The 18,545-nt window shown below is 36.2% G+C and carries 17 protein-coding genes; 6 read left to right on the top strand and 11 right to left on the bottom strand.

Annotation, left to right across the window (positions count from 1 at the left end):
* From CLV90_RS02225 to CLV90_RS02250, 6 genes are all read left to right on the top strand, one after another.
* On the top strand, window positions 1–2,346 hold the full coding sequence (locus tag CLV90_RS02225) for a transglycosylase domain-containing protein (RefSeq protein ID WP_133685890.1): 2,346 nt from the start codon (window positions 1–3) through the stop codon (window positions 2,344–2,346).
* Window positions 2,347–2,451: 105 nt separating this feature from the next.
* The gene (locus CLV90_RS02230; RefSeq protein WP_133685891.1) at window positions 2,452–3,150 is read left to right on the top strand and encodes a CoA transferase subunit A; all 699 of its coding nucleotides are present in this window, start codon (window positions 2,452–2,454) and stop codon (window positions 3,148–3,150) included.
* Between the two features lie 4 nt (window positions 3,151–3,154).
* Complete coding sequence (locus CLV90_RS02235; RefSeq protein ID WP_133685892.1) at window positions 3,155–3,808, top strand: CoA transferase subunit B; 654 nt, start codon at window positions 3,155–3,157, stop codon at window positions 3,806–3,808.
* A 505-nt stretch (window positions 3,809–4,313) separates the two neighbouring features.
* Window positions 4,314–4,679 (top strand): hypothetical protein, encoded by a 366-nt coding sequence (locus CLV90_RS02240; RefSeq protein WP_133685893.1) that lies wholly within the window; start codon window positions 4,314–4,316, stop codon window positions 4,677–4,679.
* Between the two features lie 145 nt (window positions 4,680–4,824).
* Entirely contained in the window at window positions 4,825–5,349 is a 525-nt protein-coding gene (locus tag CLV90_RS02245; protein WP_133685894.1) for a GNAT family N-acetyltransferase, read from the top strand.
* 16 nt (window positions 5,350–5,365) lie between these two features.
* Window positions 5,366–6,514: a serine hydrolase domain-containing protein gene (locus tag CLV90_RS02250; protein ID WP_133685895.1), complete on the top strand. Its 1,149-nt coding sequence runs from the start codon at window positions 5,366–5,368 to the stop codon at window positions 6,512–6,514.
* A 10-nt stretch (window positions 6,515–6,524) separates the two neighbouring features.
* On the opposite strand, the gene CLV90_RS02255 is transcribed toward CLV90_RS02250, so the two are convergent.
* From CLV90_RS02255 to CLV90_RS02305, 11 genes are all read right to left on the bottom strand, one after another.
* Window positions 6,525–7,682, bottom strand: a complete 1,158-nt coding sequence (locus CLV90_RS02255) for a methionine aminotransferase (protein WP_133685896.1) — start codon at window positions 7,680–7,682, stop codon at window positions 6,525–6,527.
* 82 nt (window positions 7,683–7,764) lie between these two features.
* Window positions 7,765–8,310 (bottom strand): type 1 glutamine amidotransferase domain-containing protein, encoded by a 546-nt coding sequence (locus CLV90_RS02260; protein ID WP_133685897.1) that lies wholly within the window; start codon window positions 8,308–8,310, stop codon window positions 7,765–7,767.
* 131 nt (window positions 8,311–8,441) lie between these two features.
* The gene (locus tag CLV90_RS02265; protein WP_133685898.1) at window positions 8,442–8,924 is read right to left on the bottom strand and encodes a very short patch repair endonuclease; all 483 of its coding nucleotides are present in this window, start codon (window positions 8,922–8,924) and stop codon (window positions 8,442–8,444) included.
* 66 nt (window positions 8,925–8,990) lie between these two features.
* Window positions 8,991–9,737, bottom strand: coding sequence for a succinate dehydrogenase/fumarate reductase iron-sulfur subunit (locus CLV90_RS02270; protein WP_133685899.1), 747 nt, complete (start codon window positions 9,735–9,737; stop codon window positions 8,991–8,993).
* 10 nt (window positions 9,738–9,747) lie between these two features.
* Window positions 9,748–11,748: a fumarate reductase/succinate dehydrogenase flavoprotein subunit gene (locus CLV90_RS02275; protein WP_133685900.1), complete on the bottom strand. Its 2,001-nt coding sequence runs from the start codon at window positions 11,746–11,748 to the stop codon at window positions 9,748–9,750.
* Between the two features lie 12 nt (window positions 11,749–11,760).
* Window positions 11,761–12,438, bottom strand: coding sequence for a succinate dehydrogenase cytochrome b subunit (locus CLV90_RS02280; protein ID WP_133685901.1), 678 nt, complete (start codon window positions 12,436–12,438; stop codon window positions 11,761–11,763).
* Window positions 12,439–12,604: 166 nt separating this feature from the next.
* On the bottom strand, window positions 12,605–13,039 hold the full coding sequence (locus CLV90_RS02285) for a hypothetical protein (protein WP_133685902.1): 435 nt from the start codon (window positions 13,037–13,039) through the stop codon (window positions 12,605–12,607).
* A 103-nt stretch (window positions 13,040–13,142) separates the two neighbouring features.
* The gene (locus tag CLV90_RS02290; protein ID WP_133685903.1) at window positions 13,143–13,532 is read right to left on the bottom strand and encodes a DUF2721 domain-containing protein; all 390 of its coding nucleotides are present in this window, start codon (window positions 13,530–13,532) and stop codon (window positions 13,143–13,145) included.
* Between the two features lie 12 nt (window positions 13,533–13,544).
* Window positions 13,545–13,883, bottom strand: coding sequence for a cupin domain-containing protein (locus CLV90_RS02295; protein WP_133685904.1), 339 nt, complete (start codon window positions 13,881–13,883; stop codon window positions 13,545–13,547).
* A 3-nt stretch (window positions 13,884–13,886) separates the two neighbouring features.
* Window positions 13,887–16,739, bottom strand: coding sequence for a VPS10 domain-containing protein (locus CLV90_RS02300; RefSeq protein WP_407943367.1), 2,853 nt, complete (start codon window positions 16,737–16,739; stop codon window positions 13,887–13,889).
* Between the two features lie 76 nt (window positions 16,740–16,815).
* Window positions 16,816–18,528, bottom strand: coding sequence for a M28 family peptidase (locus CLV90_RS02305; RefSeq protein WP_133685906.1), 1,713 nt, complete (start codon window positions 18,526–18,528; stop codon window positions 16,816–16,818).
* Window positions 18,529–18,545: the final 17 nt, after the last annotated feature.

Consider the following 18,545-nt stretch of genomic DNA (forward strand, 5'->3'; position numbering starts at 1 on the left):
ATGGCAAAAGAGGTAAAGAAAAAAACAACGAATAGTTTTTCGAAATTCATATTATGGTTTTGGATCTTGTTTGGGTCAGGTATTGCTATTGTAGCATTAATTTTCTTATCTGCTTCATGGGGACTTTTCGGTGAATTGCCGCCTTATGAATATTTAGAAAATCCGCAGACAAACCTGGCATCACAAATCATATCTTCTGATGGTAATTTATTGGGGAAGTTTTATTTAGATGATAACCGTACCGATGTTAAGTTTGACGAATTGCCTGATAACTTGGTAAATGCTTTGATTGCAACTGAAGATGTTAGGTTTAATTCTCATTCAGGAATTGATGCTTGGGGTACTTTAAGAGCCTTTGTGTATTTGGGTAGTAAAGGTGGGGCAAGTACTATCTCTCAGCAATTGGCAAGGCAGTTATTCGTAGGGGTTCGTTCTAGAAATAAGTTTGAGACTATACAGCAAAAAATTAAAGAATGGGTATTGGCTATTCGATTAGAGCGAAGCTATACCAAAGAAGAAATCATCAGTATGTATTTTAATATTTATGATTTTGGTAATAATGCCGATGGTATTCGTTCTGCTTCACGTATTTATTTTGGAAAAGAGCCAAAAGATTTAAAAACGGAGGAATCAGCAATGCTGGTGGGTATGTTCAAAAATTCATCCCTGTTTAACCCTATGCGTAGAGAAGAAATGGTGAAAGATCGTAGAGATGTTGTTTTGGCTCAAATGGCAAAATATGATTTCATTACCGATGTAGAGAAAGATTCGCTACAGGCTACCAAAATGGATATCAACTACAATCCAGAAACGCATAGTGTTGGTTTGGCAACTTATTTTAGAATGTATTTGCAACGTTTTATGAAAGATTGGATTGATAAAAACCCGAAGCCTGCTATCGGTGACGAATCTGATCGTTATAATCTGTATTTAGACGGACTCAAAATCTACACGACTATTGATTCTAAAATGCAAGCTAATGCCGAAGAAGCAGTAAATGAGCACATGACTAAATTGCAAGCTGAGTTCTTTCATCAAAATACACCGGATAGAAATAAAACCGCTCCTTTCTTAGACATTACACCAGAAGAGACGAAGAGTATTATGGAGCGCGCCATGAAAAATTCTGAAAGATGGAAAATCATGAAAAGCGAGGGGAAATCTGAAAAGCAGATTCGCGAGTCTTTCGATAAAAAGACCGAGATGACAGTTTTCGATTGGAAAAGTCAGACTAAAGAAAAAGATACTATTTTAACCCCGATGGATTCCATCCGTTACTATAAAACATTTTTAAGAACGGCAATGATGTCTATGGAACCGCAAACAGGTCATGTTAAAGCTTGGGTTGGTGGTATTAATTATAAGCATTTTCAATATGATAACGTTATACAAGGTGCAAGACAGGCAGGTTCTACTTTTAAACCTTTTGTATATGCTGCCGCTATAGATCAATTAAGATTATCGCCTTGTGAAACCCGCCCAGATACCCAATATTGTATTGAAGCAGGTAAGCATGGTAATGTAGAGCCTTGGTGTCCTAGAAATTCTGACATGAAGTACTCTGGTACTAGCTATTCGCTAAAAAGAGCTTTGGCAAATTCTGTAAACACCGTTACCGCACAATTAATAGATGAGGTGGGTCCTAAATCTGTTGTGAGTATGGTTCGTAATTTAGGACTTTCAGGAGAAATTCTAGAAGTGCCTTCAATCGCCTTAGGTACCTTAGATGTTAATGTATATGAGATGGTAGGTGCATACGGTGCTTTTGCTAACCAAGGGGTGTATGTAAAACCGGTTATGGTTACTCGTATCGAAAATAAAGACGGTACGGTTCTTTATGAATATGTACCAGAGACAAAAGATGTATTGAGTAAAGATGTTTCGTATGCTATTTTAGACCTGATGAAAGGCGTTACCCAAGGTGGTTCGGGTACACGTTTACGTACAACGGGTTATAATAAATGGAGACCGGAATATGACGAAATTATTACAGGTTATCCATATCAATTGACAAACCCTATTGCCGGTAAGACAGGTACTACACAAAACAATAGTGATGGTTGGTTTATGGGTATGGTACCTAATTTAGTTACCGGTGTATGGGTAGGTGGTGAAGAAAGAGCGGTGCATTTTAAAAGTATTACTTATGGTCAGGGTGCTTCAATGGCATTGCCTATATGGGGCTTGTATATGACCAAAAATTATGCAAATGAAGAATTGGGCATTTCTAAAGAAGATTTTGAGCGACCAGAAAACATGTCTATCGAAATAGATTGCGACAAATTCTCAGCCGGTATTAAACAAGATAATGATGTGGAAGATGATTTAGAAGATCTTGATTTTTAATTGATCGACCATAATTTTTAGAAAAGGTCTTGGTATACACCAAGACCTTTTTTTATTTATTCCATTTTAAATCGGTATTTTAGACACTAGATAATTTAATAATAAATGATACGTAAAACAGTAGCAAACGTAACCGATGCATTAGCAGGTGTAAAAGACGGAATGACCTTTATGTTAGGTGGATTCGGACTTTGTGGTATTCCTGAAAATGCGATTAGTGAATTAGTAAGATTAGGTGTAAAGGACATCACTTGTATTTCGAATAACGCGGGTGTTGATGATTTTGGCTTGGGATTATTGTTGCAGCAACATCAAATTAAAAAAATGATTTCATCTTATGTAGGTGAGAACGATGAATTTGAACGACAAATGCTTAGTGGCGAGTTAGAGGTTGAATTAACACCACAGGGTACACTTGCCGAAAAATGTAGAGCTGCACAAGCTGGTTTCCCCGCTTTTTTCACTCCGGCTGGTTATGGCACAGAGGTGGCAGAAGGAAAAGAAGTACGTGAATTTGATGGGAAAATGTACATATTAGAAGAAGCATTTAAGGCAGATTTTGCTTTTGTAAAAGCTTGGAAAGGTGATGCCGCTGGTAATTTAATATTTAAAGGAACTGCACGAAATTTTAATCCGTGTATGTGTGGTGCCGCTACCATTACTGTAGCTGAGGTTGAAGAGTTGGTGCCTGAAGGAGAACTAGATCCAAACCAAATACATATTCCGGGAATATTCGTGCAACGCATTTTTCAAGGAAAAGATTACGAGAAAAGAATAGAACAAAGAACGGTACGTCAAAAATAAAAACATGTTAGACAAAAACGGAATTGCAAAAAGAATTGCACAAGAAGTGGAAGACGGCTATTATGTAAACCTTGGTATAGGTATACCGACCTTGGTAGCAAATTATGTTCGTGATGATATTAGTGTAGAATTTCAAAGTGAAAACGGAATTCTAGGTATGGGTCCTTTTCCAATTGATGGCCAAGAAGATGCAGATTTAATAAATGCAGGTAAGCAAACCATAACAGCATTGCCAGGGGCATCTTATTTTGATTCTGCTACTAGTTTTGCCATGATTAGAGGTAAGCATGTAGACCTTACTATACTTGGCGCTATGGAGGTTGCTGAGAACGGCGATATAGCCAACTGGAAAATTCCTGGTAAAATGGTTAAGGGTATGGGTGGTGCTATGGATCTTGTAGCATCGGCAGAGAATATTATTGTTGCTATGATGCATACCAATAGAGCAGGTGAATCTAAACTATTAAAGAAGTGTAGTCTTCCTTTAACAGGGGTAGGTTGTGTTAAGAAGATAGTAACTAATCTGGCAGTACTCGAGGTTATAGATGATGGCTTTTTGCTGTTAGAAAGAGCGCCTGGTGTTTCTGTAGAAGATATTAAAGTTGCTACTGAAGGTAATCTAATTATTAGAGGAAAAGTTGCAGAGATGAGTGTTTAGTAAGGTTAGGTAGATTATCGATGAAATAAGCTTTTTATATTTTTCACAACAGGTTATAATCTGTACACAACAATTATTATCAAAATTCAGTAGAACAGATGTATCTTTCAATCTCAATTAACCCCTTAACCTATAAATTACTTAGCCGTCATGAATTCACAAATTAACCACACTGCTAGCGAAAACAAAATTCAAGTTTATAGAAATGATTTCTTTACAGGATTTCTAAGACTTACTAAAAAGTTATTTATGTTATAAATTACTTTAAAGAGATTAAAAAAGAGCGACTTATTAAGTCGCTCTTTTTTTTTGCCTTTTTTAAACGACGAGAATTTTAATAACCTATAATTAAACTTTTAGTTTTAAGGTTGATAGACTAACTTGTCTTGGTTCACCACAATTTTAATAAGTTTTACCACAAATTCTTTTTTGTAAGAAAAAGACTACATATATTTGAAGTGTAAATAAAGTGTATCCCAAATCGCTTTGTAAAACTTAACCTAAAATGAAGTATGTATTTAGTTGCCTAATCTTATTGGTACTTGTTACCTCGTGTTCAAAAATTGAAGAAAATAATGATCCTATTATTGGTATATGGAGTCATACGGTCAAAACCGCTACCAATACGAATAAAATGGTCATAGATAATGAAGAATATATCTTTAATGATGTTTATTTAGGTCGGTTTCACGGCTATAAAGGTGGTCAGGTTGTATATCTGACAGATTTTAGCTGGAGTGTAAACGGCGATGTGTATATCGTTAGCTACCCAGGAACAGATTTTCCTGACGATTTTGTAAAAATGCAAGAGACTGATGACGGATTAATTCTTATGAGAACAGAAGGTAAATTATTTGCCGAAAAAGAATAAAAGTTCGCAATTGAAAAATGCCCACGAACTATTGTATGTTATAAGTATGCAATAGTAGAAACAGAAAAGTTACCAAATCAACCATTTTATAAAATTTCCCCCGGTAAGGAGCAAAGTAATTTGCTCCTTTTTTTATTTTAGTGAAATGAAACTTATATATAGATTATGTTCTCTTGAAGAACTACATCAATTAAGACAAATTTCTGAGCACACTTTTGTCACTGCTTTCGAAAAAGATAATCATCCCGAAGATTTTAAGAAGTACATTGAAAAGGCTTTTGCCTTAGAAAAGGTGAAAGAAGAAGTGCTTAACCCAAATAGTGATTTCTATTTTGTGTATTACAAGAAACAAGTCGTGGGTTACTTTAAGCTAAATGTGAATGATGCTCAGTCAGAACTTAAACATGATGATAGTATTGAATTAGAACGTATTTATGTTTTAGCTGAATATCAAGGTGTTGGTATAGGGGAACAAATTTTGCATTATATTAAAACTATTGCTCAAGAACGAAACAAGGCGATGTTATGGTTGGGTGTTTGGCAAGAAAATGAGCGTGCCGTAAAGTTCTATGAGCGCCACGGGTTTAAAAAATTTGATACCCATCCTTATTTCATAGGTACAGATGAGCAAACGGATTGGTTAATGCGTTTCAAATTAAGTACCTTGTAGTCTCATACTAACTTTCATGAAATTATACTGTATCACCCTAGTTGCTTTCCTAGGCTTTTTGAACCTACAAGCGCAAGAATATTACTTTCCAGAACGAAATGCAGACTGGGAAGTAAAATCACCAAAAGACTTTAAAATTAAAGATACCAAGCTAAATGAAGCGGTAGATTTTGCAGAGGCAAATGAGTATTCTGGTTCTAGAGATTTGCGTATTGCTATCGTAAAAGGCTTTGAAAATGAACCGTTTCATAAAATATTAGGTCCGACGAAGAAACGTGGTGGTCCGGCAGGTATGATTCTTAAAAATGGATATATAGTTGCCCAATGGGGAGATACCAAAAGAGTTGACATGACTTTCAGTGTTACCAAGAGTTTTTTGAGCACCATGGCTGGTCTTGCCGAAGACGAAAAGCTAATTTTCGATACTAAGAATTTGGTAGGTGACTACATCTGGGACGGCACTTTTGATGGTGCCCATAATTCTAAAATTACTTGGGAACATTTACTGCAACAAAATTCCGCTTGGGCTGGTGAACTTTGGGGAGGAAAAGATTGGGCAGATAGACCTCCAAGTGAAGGCGGTATTGATGATTGGAAGTTTGCAACACCTAAAGAACCGGGTACTGTTATGGAATATAATGATGTGCGTGTAAACGTATTGGCATATTCACTTACACATGTATGGCGTAAACCAATGCCTTTGGTTTTAAAAGAAAAAATTATGGACAAAATCGACGCATCTTCTACATGGCGTTGGTTTGGTTATGATGATGCATGGACAGAGATTGATGGACTTCAAATGAAGTCGGTTACTGGCGGCGGACATTCAGGAGCAGGAATATTCATTAGCGCAGAAGATATGGCTCGCTTTGGTATGTTGTTCTTGAATAATGGTAAATGGAAGAATGACCAATTGATTTCAGATAATTGGATTAAAAAAGCTACTACCCCTTCCGCACCTAATGCAAATTATGGCTACATGTGGTGGTTAAATAAAAAGGGTGCTAGACATTGGGAAGGTCTATCAGAAAACATCTACTATGCTGCCGGTTTTGGCGGTAACTTTATCGTAATAGATAAAGAGAATGATTTGGTGGTAGTAACACGCTGGTTAGAACCTAGTAAAATTGGCGAATTTATGTCTAAAGTAAATGCTGCTTTTTAGTAATTAGGTATTAGAGCTTGCATAGAATTTCAACTGCTTTTTCTAAAGTTTCCTGTTTTTTGGCAAAGCAGAATCTCAACATATGATCATTTCTATTATCGACATTGAAAGAGGAAATCGGTATAGAAGCTATTCCGTTTTCGGTGATTAATCGCTTCCCTATTACTTCATCTTCTTCATTTGAAATATTGGTATAATTTAATAATTGAAAATATGTTCCTTGGGATGGTTTAAACTTGAATTTAGACGATTTTATTCCTTCAAGAAAGAAATCTCGTTTTTGTTGGTAAAAATTGTTCAAATCTAGATAGTGTGACTCATTTTTCAAATAGATAGCCAATGCGCGTTGTACCGGATGGTTTACACAAAAAACTGCAAATTGATGCACCTTTCTAAATTCAGCCATCAGTTCGGCTGGTGCCACACAATAGCCCATTTTCCAACCGGTTACATGAAATGTTTTTCCAAAAGATGCACAGACAAAACTTCTGTTGGCTAAATCAGGAAATCGCGATGCACTTTCATGCACTTGTCCGTCGAAAATAATATGCTCATAAACCTCGTCGCTCAAAAGAATAATATTGGTAGGTTTTAATATCTTCTCTAACTGCTCCATATCCCATTTGGTAAGAATGGTTCCGCTGGGGTTATGAGGCGTATTTATGATGACCATTTTGGTTTTATCGGTAATCTTATTTTGAAAGGCTGTCCAATCTATCTTATAATTTGGAGCATTTAATTGAACATAGACTGATATTCCGCCGTTTAAAGTAATTGCGGGCTCATAACAGTCGTAAGCTGGTTTTATGACAATTACCTCGTCACCTTTATTAACGAAGGCTGTAATCGCCGTAAAAATGGCTTGAGTGGCACCCACGGTTATGGTTATTTCATCGACGGGAGAATAATTGTGATTATGTAGCGATGCTATTTTCTCTGAAATGACTTCCCTTAGCCCATAATACCCTTGCATTGGTGCATATTGATTATAACCGATGTTAATAGCCTCGCTTACCAATGACTTCAATTTTTTATCTGCTTGAAAATTTGGGAACCCTTGTGATAAATCAATTGCTTTATGTTTCCGTGCAAGATTACCAACCGTTGTAAAAATGGTTGTCTTTACATCAGGTAATTTAGATGCTTTTGTATGTAGTGTATGGTCCATAATAGTAAATGTATGAATTTTAAATACGGGCATAAAAAAAGCCCAACCAATTGGTTGGGCTTATCAATTCCATTAGAATGAATTATGCGTGTTGCATTTCATGTTTTCCTTCTTTTATTTCCTCAATTAATTTGGAATTAAAAGCTGGTAAATCATCTGGATTTCTACTGGTAACAAATCCTTCATCAACTACTACCTCTTGGTCAACCCAATTGGCTCCTGCATTTACTAAATCATCTTTAATGGAATTAAATGATGTCATTTTTCTTCCTTTTACTACTCCTGCACTAATTAGTGTCCATGGTGCATGGCAAATTGCTGCTACCGGTTTCTTCAATTTAAAGAAATCGCGTACAAAATCTAATGCGGTTTCTTCTCTTCTCAATAAATCTGGATTGATTACGCCGCCAGGTAAAACCAATGCATTATAATCTTCCGCCTTTACTTCATTTAGTGTTTTGTCAACCTTATAGCTATTAGACCAATTTCCGTCTGCCCAACCTTTTATTTCTCCTTTTTCTAAACTTACAATTTCCACATTAAAGCCTTCTTTTTCCATGGCTTCTTTTGGAGATTTTAATTCACTTTCTTCAAATCCATTTGTAGCTAATATTGCTATCCTCTTCATATTATATAGTTTTTTAGATTAATAATTATGTTCATCACTAAGTTACTAATCATATATACTGATATCCGTTAAGGCTATATTAAATAAGGGTTTACAAGGGTTAAACATTTATTAAATGAACTTTATAAAACTCATTTTGTGCTCATTTGCACGGTATTTAAATGATCAAGGGTAGTTGCTAAGCAGTTATCTAGATTCTTTTTGATTTCAGATTCCCAATACCTGAATACTGTATATCCTAAATGACTAAGTTCTGTGTTTACTTCATCATCGCGCTGCATATTACGTTCTATTTTAGCAATCCAAAATTCGCGATTGGTTTTCACCTTTGGTTTACGTTCTGCCCAATTTTTGCCATGCCAATATTCCCCATCAATGAATATGACCGTTTTGTATTTGGGTAGGGCAATGTCAGGTTTACCGATCAGCTTTTTGTAATCTATGCGATAGCGATATCCAGCAGCATACAATGCTTTTCTAAAGGCAAGTTCAGGCTTGGTATTTTTCCCTTTTATTTTGCTCATTATTTTTGAGCGCTGTGGGGTAGTGTAGAAGCCAGATTCTTCATTGAACCTAGGTACTTTTATTCGTTCTTTAGTATAGTCTTCTGACATATCTTAAAAATAAAAAATCCCGAACCTCTACGGTCGGGATTTTTAAAAACTTTATGATTGTTAAGCTTAACTTTTAATGTTAGCACTTAAGAATTCGCGGTTCATTCTTGCGATGTTTTCTAAAGAAATTCCTTTCGGACATTCTACCTCACATGCTCCAGTATTGGTACAGTTTCCAAAACCTTCAAGGTCCATTTGTGCTACCATGTTTTTAACACGATCAACAGCTTCTACTTGACCTTGTGGTAATAATGCGTATTGAGATACTTTAGCACCTACGAATAGCATTGCTGAAGCATTTTTACAACTTGCAACACAAGCACCACAACCAATACATGTAGCGGCATCCATAGCCTCATCTGCTGCATGTTTTGAAATCAGTGTAGCGTTTGCGTCTTGAGTATTACCTGAAGTGTTTACAGAAATGTAACCACCAGCATGTTGAATACGATCAAAAGCGCTTCTGTCAACAACTAAATCTTTAATTACCGGAAATGCTTTGGCTCTAAAAGGTTCAATAGTTATAGTGTCACCATCTTTGAACATTCTCATGTGTAATTGACAAGTGGTAACACCTCTGTCTGGACCGTGAGCCTCACCATTAATATACATAGAGCACATACCGCAAATACCTTCACGACAATCATGATCGAAAGCTACAGGTTCTATACCTTTATTAATTAATTGCTCGTTAAGAACATCCATCATTTCTAAAAAGGACATGTGTTCAGATATTTCTGTCACTTTATAATCGACCATTTTACCCTTGTCGTTCGCATCTGTTTGACGCCAAATTTTAAGTGTTAAGTTCATGATACCTTCTTTATTTATAACTTCTTTCTTTAACTTCTATATTCTCGTAAACCAATTCTTCTTTATGCAAAACTGCATCTTTTGGTTCTCCTTTATATTCCCATGCCGAAACAAATTGAAACTCTGTAAGTCTTTTTGCCTCACCATCTTCAGTTTGGTGTTCTTCTCTAAAGTGACCACCAGCAGATTCTTCTCTTACCAATGCATCTTTAGCGAATAATTCTCCCAATTCTAGGAAATCTGCAACTCTGCCGGCCTTAGCTAATTGTTCGTTGTATTCTGTAGCTGTTCCCGGTACATTTACGTTTTTCCAAAAATCTTTTCTAAGCGCAGATATGTCTTCAATTGCTTTTTTAAGACCTTCTGCATTACGTGACATACCACACTCATCCCACATAATCTTACCTAATTTCTTATGGTAGTAATCTACAGAATGCTCTCCTTTATTATTGATAAAGAAATTAATTCTATCGGTTACTTCTTTTTCAGCAGCATCGAACTCAGGTGTATCTGTTGGTATTTTTCCAGTTCTAATGTCGTGTGATAAATAATCGCCAATTGTATAAGGAAGTACAAAATAACCATCAGCCAAACCTTGCATTAAAGCAGAGGCTCCAAGTCTATTTGCGCCGTGATCAGAGAAATTTGCTTCACCAATAGCGTAACAGCCAGGTATGGTTGTCATCAAATTATAATCTACCCAAACACCACCCATTGTATAATGTACCGCTGGGTAGATCATCATAGGTGTTTTGTATGGATCTTGATCAACAATCTTCTCATACATTTGAAATAGGTTTCCGTATTTCGCTTTAACGATAGCTGCACCTAAATCATATATCTTATCTGCTGATGCGTTTGTAATATTGTGGATTTTAGCTTGCTCAATACCGTAGCGTTTAATTGCTGCGGCAAAATCTAAATATACTGCTTCACCGGTTGCATTTACTCCGTAACCAGCATCACAGCGTTCTTTTGCAGCTCTCGAGGCAACATCACGTGGTACTAAGTTACCAAATGCAGGGTATCTTCTTTCTAAGTAATAATCTCTTTCGTCTTCAGACAAATCTGTTGGCTTTTTCTTGCCTTCACGAATAGCCTTTACATCATCCAAATTTTTAGGTACCCAAATACGTCCATCATTACGCAAAGACTCAGACATTAATGTAAGTTTAGACTGATAATCTCCTGAACGAGGAATACACGTTGGGTGAATTTGAGTATAGCAAGGATTTGCAAAAAACGCTCCTTTTTTATGAATTTTCCAAGATGCAGTAACGTTCGATCCCATTGCGTTGGTGGAAAGGAAATAAACATTTCCATATCCGCCAGAAGCAATAACTACAGCATGTGCAGAGTGGCGTTCTATTTCGCCAGTAACCAAGTTGCGGGCAATAATACCACGAGCTTTGCCATCTATCTTAACTACATCTAACATTTCATGACGGTTGAACGGGGTAATTTTACCACGCGCAATTTGTCGGTTCATTGCAGAATAAGCTCCTAACAATAATTGTTGTCCTGTTTGTCCTTTAGCATAGAAAGTACGGGAAACCAATACACCACCGAATGAACGGTTGTCTAATAGACCGCCATAATCACGTGCAAATGGTACACCTTGGGCAACACACTGGTCAATAATATTTGCAGATACTTCTGCTAATCTATATACGTTCGCTTCTCTAGAACGGTAATCACCACCTTTTACCGTATCGTAAAATAAACGGTAGGTAGAATCACCATCTCCTTGATAGTTTTTTGCAGCGTTAATACCACCTTGTGCAGCAATAGAGTGTGCTCTTCTTGGAGAATCTTGGTAGCAAAATGTTTTTACATTATAGCCTAATTCCGCTAAAGTTGCAGCAGCAGAACCACCTGCCAATCCTGTTCCAACTACGATAATATCAATATTACGTTTGTTGGCAGGGTTAACTAAATCTATATGGTTCTTATAATCGGTCCACTTCGTTTTCAACGGACCTTTAGGTACTTTTGAGTCTAATACAGACATAAGTAATAGGTATTAATGATTAAAATGATGAAAAAGAGCAATGAATATAAATCCTAACGGAATAGATATCGAATACACTTTAGCAAACAATTGTAGTTTTTCTTTTCTCATGCTCGATGCACCGGCAGACTGAAATGCAGAACTAAAACCATGCATAAGGTGTAGCGATAAGAAAATGAAGGCAATAACATAAGCACCTACACGTAATGGGTTTTCAAATTTATGAACAAGTTCTTCATAATATCTAAATCCTTCACCGTTCGATAGTAAACCGGTCATGTCTCCGTCAATAAACTTTGTATTGATTTCTGGTATCCAGAAATCAATAAAGTGAAGTACTAGGAAAGCTAAAATAGCTAATCCGCTGTAAATCATATTACGGCTCATCCAAGATGAATTGGCAGCACCATTGTTCTTGGCATATGTTTTCACTCTAGCGCTTCTGTTTCTGGCTTCTAATATGAAACCCATTACGAAGTGATAAATTACCCCGAAAATTAAGACAGGTTGCAAAACATATTGCACGGCCCAAAAAGTACCCATAAAATGCGAAGCTTCATTGAACGCATCGGGACTGAAAACCGATAAGATGTTAATTGCAAAATGCTGAAGTAGAAAAAACATTAAAAAGAAAGCAGAAAGCGCCATTGCGTACTTTCTACCAATCGAAGATTTAAAAAATCCGCTCATTAGTTGTTAATTTTATATGCGAATTTACATCACAAGCTAGTTATTAACAAGAATTAAGCAGTTTTAGTATCTCAATTTAGACTGATTTTAAAATGAATTATTATGATGTTTAAGATTTACCATCTGTTTAGGCTTGTAAATACTTAATCTTTAAACAAAAAAATAATTAAGAAATAGAAGAATGATTGGAATTTTTAGAAATATGTTGCGCCCAATGTACAGCTTGGTCTAAATCTGTGAATGTTTTTATTCTTTTTGGAAAAATTAATTTCTTAATCAATAGACTTAATACGTTGTTTTTTAATCCGCCAACTGATGCAATATATTGCATGTCGAAGCGATTTTTATGAAACTTGAACCATTCAAAAGGTGGTACATGATATTTATTGATTCTATTGGCAATGTAAATTAGGGGAATACCTTTTTCGTAGATTTCTTGTGCTGCGTAAACTGTCTTTTTTGCACTTTCCCATTTAAATTTTGCACCTTGATGCATTTCAGATATTACGATGCCACCTTTGAAGAAATAAAACACCCCAAATTCAAACTCCCTAATCTCTCTAATTTGATTAAATAATTCGAGTTCTCGAACTCTTTTCATGCCAATTTTTATCAGGCGACAAATATACTAGATATTAACCGAATAGCTTATATAAACATCGACGAACGGTAAGGTTTTTAGTACTTTCATTGATCTAAGGCAATTATTTTTCCATATCCTTTAACTGAATTTCTAAGGCTTTGGTCGATAATTGTACTTCGATCAATGAAAGTACTAAAGAAATCATAAGTGCAAATAAGCTGATACTAAAAATTAAGTTGGCCCAAAATGTAAATTCAGCATAGATTAAAGTCATTGTTATTACGGCTAACAAAAAACTTACAATGGCTGTTGCCTGCATATTTTTAATAATTGTAAGTCGCCTTCGTAGTTTTTGAACTTGTAAACCAATAGAGACTGATTCCGTTTCTTGATATTTTTGATGTAATTGTCGAATTAAGGCTGCAATAGCTAAATAACGAGCATTATAGGCTAGCATAGTCAATGAAATAGCTGGGAAAAGTAGTGCTGGTATCCCTAAGGTTAATTCCATAATTGGTTTTTCTTAATCTGTTGCAATTCCAAAATAGGTCCAAGTAACATCTGTATCAAAAGGGTTACTCTGACCGTGAACTTCACCTGGTTCTATGGTTATACAGTTTCCTGGACCTACTTCATACTCTTTACCTGAGATAGTAAAAACAGCTTTGCCAGTTTGTATATGAAATACTTCAAACATCGTATCATGTTTGTGTAATTCTACTTGTTGGCCGGGTTTGAAAACGGCAGTGCCGTACATCATTAATTGCGGAATTTCGCCACGGTTGATTAATGTTCTTTTTTTAATATCCGCATTATGACTAACTCCTAAATCTGGCAGTATATTCCAATCTACTATCTTCATTTGTTACTCTATTTCGAAGGTGATATTTTCACTGGTACCGTTTCCTTTAATTTCAACAACGTATGATCCTTTCGGTAGATAGGTGCTTCCATTATCAGCTTGCTTCAATTCGGTTTTGTGCTTTTTAAGGTAATTCAGCTTTCCAATTTTAGAAAATGCTAGGTCATATGATAATATATTCAAGCCTTTGTCGGCGATGATTTCGGTTTCGCTCACCACAATATCATCCGAAGATTTTATTTTTGCTTGGTACACGTCATCGCTATCAGAATAGAAAGTGATGTCTAAACCAGGTGTACTTGCCTTCGACCATGAGCTCCATGAATTTCCCCAACGGCTAGAGTGCTTTATGTTCTCTAACGGATAAGTATGTAATGCTTTCTCCAGTACTTCAGTTGTCATATTTTGTAACGCTGAAATATCTGCCTTGTAAATACTTCTGCCATGTGTACCTACTAACAAATGCTTCGTTTCTTTTTGAATTACCAAATCATGTACCGCAACATTCGGCATTCCATTTTGAAAAGATTCCCATGATGTACCACCATTTAAGCTTACATATAAACCATTGTCTGTACCCACAAATAATACCTTCTCATTTTCGGTATCTTCAATAATTACATTGACGGCAGAAGTTGGAATGTTTGCCGAAATGTTTTTCCAAGTGGCACCTTTATCTTCACTAACATATATATAGGGTGTAAAATCATCTGATCGGTAGCCATTTAAAGTAGCATACACTCTGTTTTTTTGATGCTTTGAGGCAATTACCCGACTTACCCATAAATTCTGAGGTAGGTTTTTAGAAATAATATTCCAAGTACCACCACCATTTTCTGTGCGTTGAATTATTCCGTCATCACTACCGGTATATAACAATCCGAATTTGAAAGGAGATTCTGATATGGTTGCTAAAGTTCCGAATGCTACGTTACCTTTTTTACCGCCTTGGGTTAAATCGCCCGAAATGGTTTCCCAAGTATCGCCCTTATTTAAAGAACGATGCAGCTTATTGCTACCCATATATAAAATGTCTTGATTATGGGGTGATAATAGAATTGGAGATTGCCAATTAAAACGATAGGGAGTCTCGCCTAATTCATGCTTAGGTTGAATATAGTTGCGAGTTTCATTTTCTAAATCTATTCTGAAATAGTTCCCGAATTGATATCCCGTGTAAACGATATTGGCATTGCGATTATCTACTTGTACTTGCATTCCATCTCCACCCATTATAGATTTCCATGGATATTGACCAGTTTGTTGCCACTCAGTATTTTCTTCTGCGTTATGTGGTCCCATCCAAACGCCGTTATCTTGAAGACCACCATAAACATTGTACGGTTTTTCATTATCTACGGCAATAGCATAAAACTGACCTACGATTGGTGAGTTGTTTTTGAACCAATTTTTACCATCATCATAACTGGTATTTACACCGCCATCATTTCCGTTGATTAAATGTCCTGGTAAATTCGGATTTACCCACACAGCATGATGATCAGAGTGAACATTATCACCATTTATAGAAGTGTATGTTTTACCACCATCTTTTGACGAAATAATAGGAACGCCAGATAAATAGATGGCATCTACATTAGTTGGGTCTACAGTAATTTGTGCAAAATAATATCCGTAGCTATAAAACAAATCATCTATATAATCTTCATTTTGCTTTGTCCATGATGTACCACCATCATCACTGCGGTACACTTCTGCACCTATTACTGGAGTATCAAAAAGCATGGAATTGGCATCTTCTAAATACAAAGCAAGGTCTGTTGGTTTTACAGCATTGCTACGTACCATCTGTTTTACATTGGCAGCTCTATATTTTTCATGAAAATTATTGGTCTTTAAAAACTCGTTGAGGTCTTTATCATTGAGGTCTAAGAATTGTTCTTTTGACAGCGTTTTAAAGTCATCTTTTGATAAGCCGGCTTGTTTCTCTTCCTTTTTATTAGAATTCTCTCTTCTAAACTGACTGTCATGAACAGCATAAACGGTATTATCATCGAAAACAGCCAAACCTATTCTGCCTACACCGTCACCGGTGGGGAAACCACTCGTTGGGGTTGAAATTTTAGTCCAAGTACTACCTGCATCTGTACTCTTGTAAATACCAGATCCTTCGCCATTGCCAATAAAATCCCACGCTTTTCTATCTTTTTGCCAAGCCGCAGCATATTGAATGTTATAATTATTAGGGGAAACGGCTACGTCAATTATACCAGTTTTGTCATTTATGAATAAGGTGTTTTTCCAAGTTTTACCACCGTCTGTGGTTTTATAGATACCACGTTCTTTATTGTTAGAATATAAATGCCCTGTTACACCAACGGTAACTTCGTTTGCATTATCTGGATTCACCACGATACGCCCAATATGGTGCGAATCTGATAAACCCACATGTTGCCAAGTTTTACCTTTATCGGTAGATTTTAAAACACCGATACCTGCATACGATGATCTAGAAGAATTATTCTCTCCGGTTCCTACCCAAATAGTTCCACTTTGCCAGTGAACGGCTATATCACCAAGATTTTGTGTTTGAGTTTCATCCATCACGGGAGTAAAAGTATTACCGTTGTTATTGGTATACCATAAACCGCCAGACGCATATGCGACATAGTATTCTGTAGGATTATTTTCATTGACTGCTAAATCAACAACACGACCGCTCATTACAGACGGACCAATATTTTTTAATGGAATATTTTTAACCAGAGAATTGGTTTCCATTACTTTTTTTGCAACTAAAGATTCATCAACTTTTTGTGAAGAAGTGGGTTGAATTTGTGCCGATGCAATAGTAATACTGGCTAGAAGTAACAGGAAAGAGTTTTTCATTTTCATTTTTTTGATCATACTGATGGTAAGTTACTGATTACTTATACCCTTGGCAAATTGTACTGTGATGCTAAATAGATTTTTATTGAAGCGCTTCTTTTAATTCATTCGATTTTAACTGTATTTCGTTTTGGGCATCTGAAATAGCAGTTTTAAGGGCTGAATTTTTATTGGTATTTATATCGTTTATAGAGTTGAGAGATTTAACATACCAATCTTCCCAAGCAGAAATAATTTGCTTTTCCTCGTCGATTGTACTGCCGTTTTTAAGTGCTAATAAACTTAATTTTGATTCGTTTTCTAAGCGGAGCAAAGCTTGTTTCTTTAGATTTATAATCTGTTCATGCATAAAAGTATCTGATGCATTTACCAATTGTAATCCGCTAACTAGCGCTGCGGTACCTACATTTCTCAAGGTTTCTTGAGATACCTTGTCAATGCGGTCATTATCGGTATGGTAAAATTGGTCTGTAAAGTGCCAAAGTAAAAGTCCTGGAATATCGGCTTCTAAAAACGGCGTATGATCACTTCCACCTTCGAAAGGGTTGGTTTCCACTACCCAATTGGCATAATCGCCTTGTTCTTTAAATGTGGAAATTATAAAATCGTTAAGGTAATGTGGTTTCATATCCTCTAATTTCAAAACCTCACCGCCCCATTCGCTGTGTTTATCTTTTCCACGAGTCCAAATGGCGCTAGGGTCTGGCATTTTTTCAATTAGAAATGTACCACCTGTTACTACAGTGTTTTCGCCTACCATATCTAGGCTAATTCCCCATTTAATGCCTTTTGCACGTTCGGTATTTTCTTCAATATATCTTCTAGTGGAGATTATTTCATCTCCCCATAAAAAGGTCATTGTTCTTTTAAAATTGATTTTACCTTCAGCAAACAATTTAGCGGCAGTTTTAGCCATTTCTAACTGCGTGCCTACGCCTGTAGCATTGTCATTTGCGCCAGGTTCCTGAATATGGGCACTGTAAACCAAACTTTCGTTGGGCAATTCGCTTCCCTTTATATTCGCAACAATGGTTAGTTCTTCGGATGGGTATCTTTTGGTCTGAATATTCACCAGAACTTCAGTTTTTCCTTTTTTAAGTTGCGCTACTAATTTCTCTTTTGCTTCGTAGGATAGTGCAATGCCCCAGAAATTACCATCATCTTGAGAAGGAAGACTTCTAAACTGAATAGAGGTCTTGTTTTTCTCTGGTTGTAAATAATCCGGATTATCATAAGTAAGAATGCCAACAGCGCCTTTTTCAACCGCTAGTTTATACAATCTTCGAACACTCATTTCGGCAAAAACAACTTTATTTTCTAATGAAATGTTCTCTAAATCATCCATAGATTTTATCCAAATAATTTGTGTCTTTACACCTTCTTTTGGAGTAGAAACTGAATTTAAATAGGTCATATTTCTATTCGTTTCTGAAAGTAGCAGTGGCTTTTCTTCTCCTACAATTTGTAATGAAGCAGATACAGGCTCCCATGTTTGTTGGGTCAATTCTCGCTTTTCAATACGATAAGTTAGTCGGTCGCTTTCTTTCGCTTTTTCCTCTAAAACATAACCTGCAGCTTGTAAGCTATCTGCAATAAGGTATATTGTTTTATTAAAACCGGTATTGCCAACAACGCGCCAATAATCTTCAACAAAATCGGTGGTCTTGTATGCCAGCTGACCCGTAAATTCTGGACGAACAATATCAAAATAGTTCACTGGTTTTTCTTCGGTATGCTGAGAGCATCCTGTTAAAAAAGAAAGGCAGAGTAGTGCGGGAACAATACCCTGCTTCATTATAATTTTTTTAAGTG

It is taken from the genome of Maribacter spongiicola, from assembly GCF_004364165.1.
Lineage (GTDB): Bacteria > Bacteroidota > Bacteroidia > Flavobacteriales > Flavobacteriaceae > Maribacter > Maribacter spongiicola.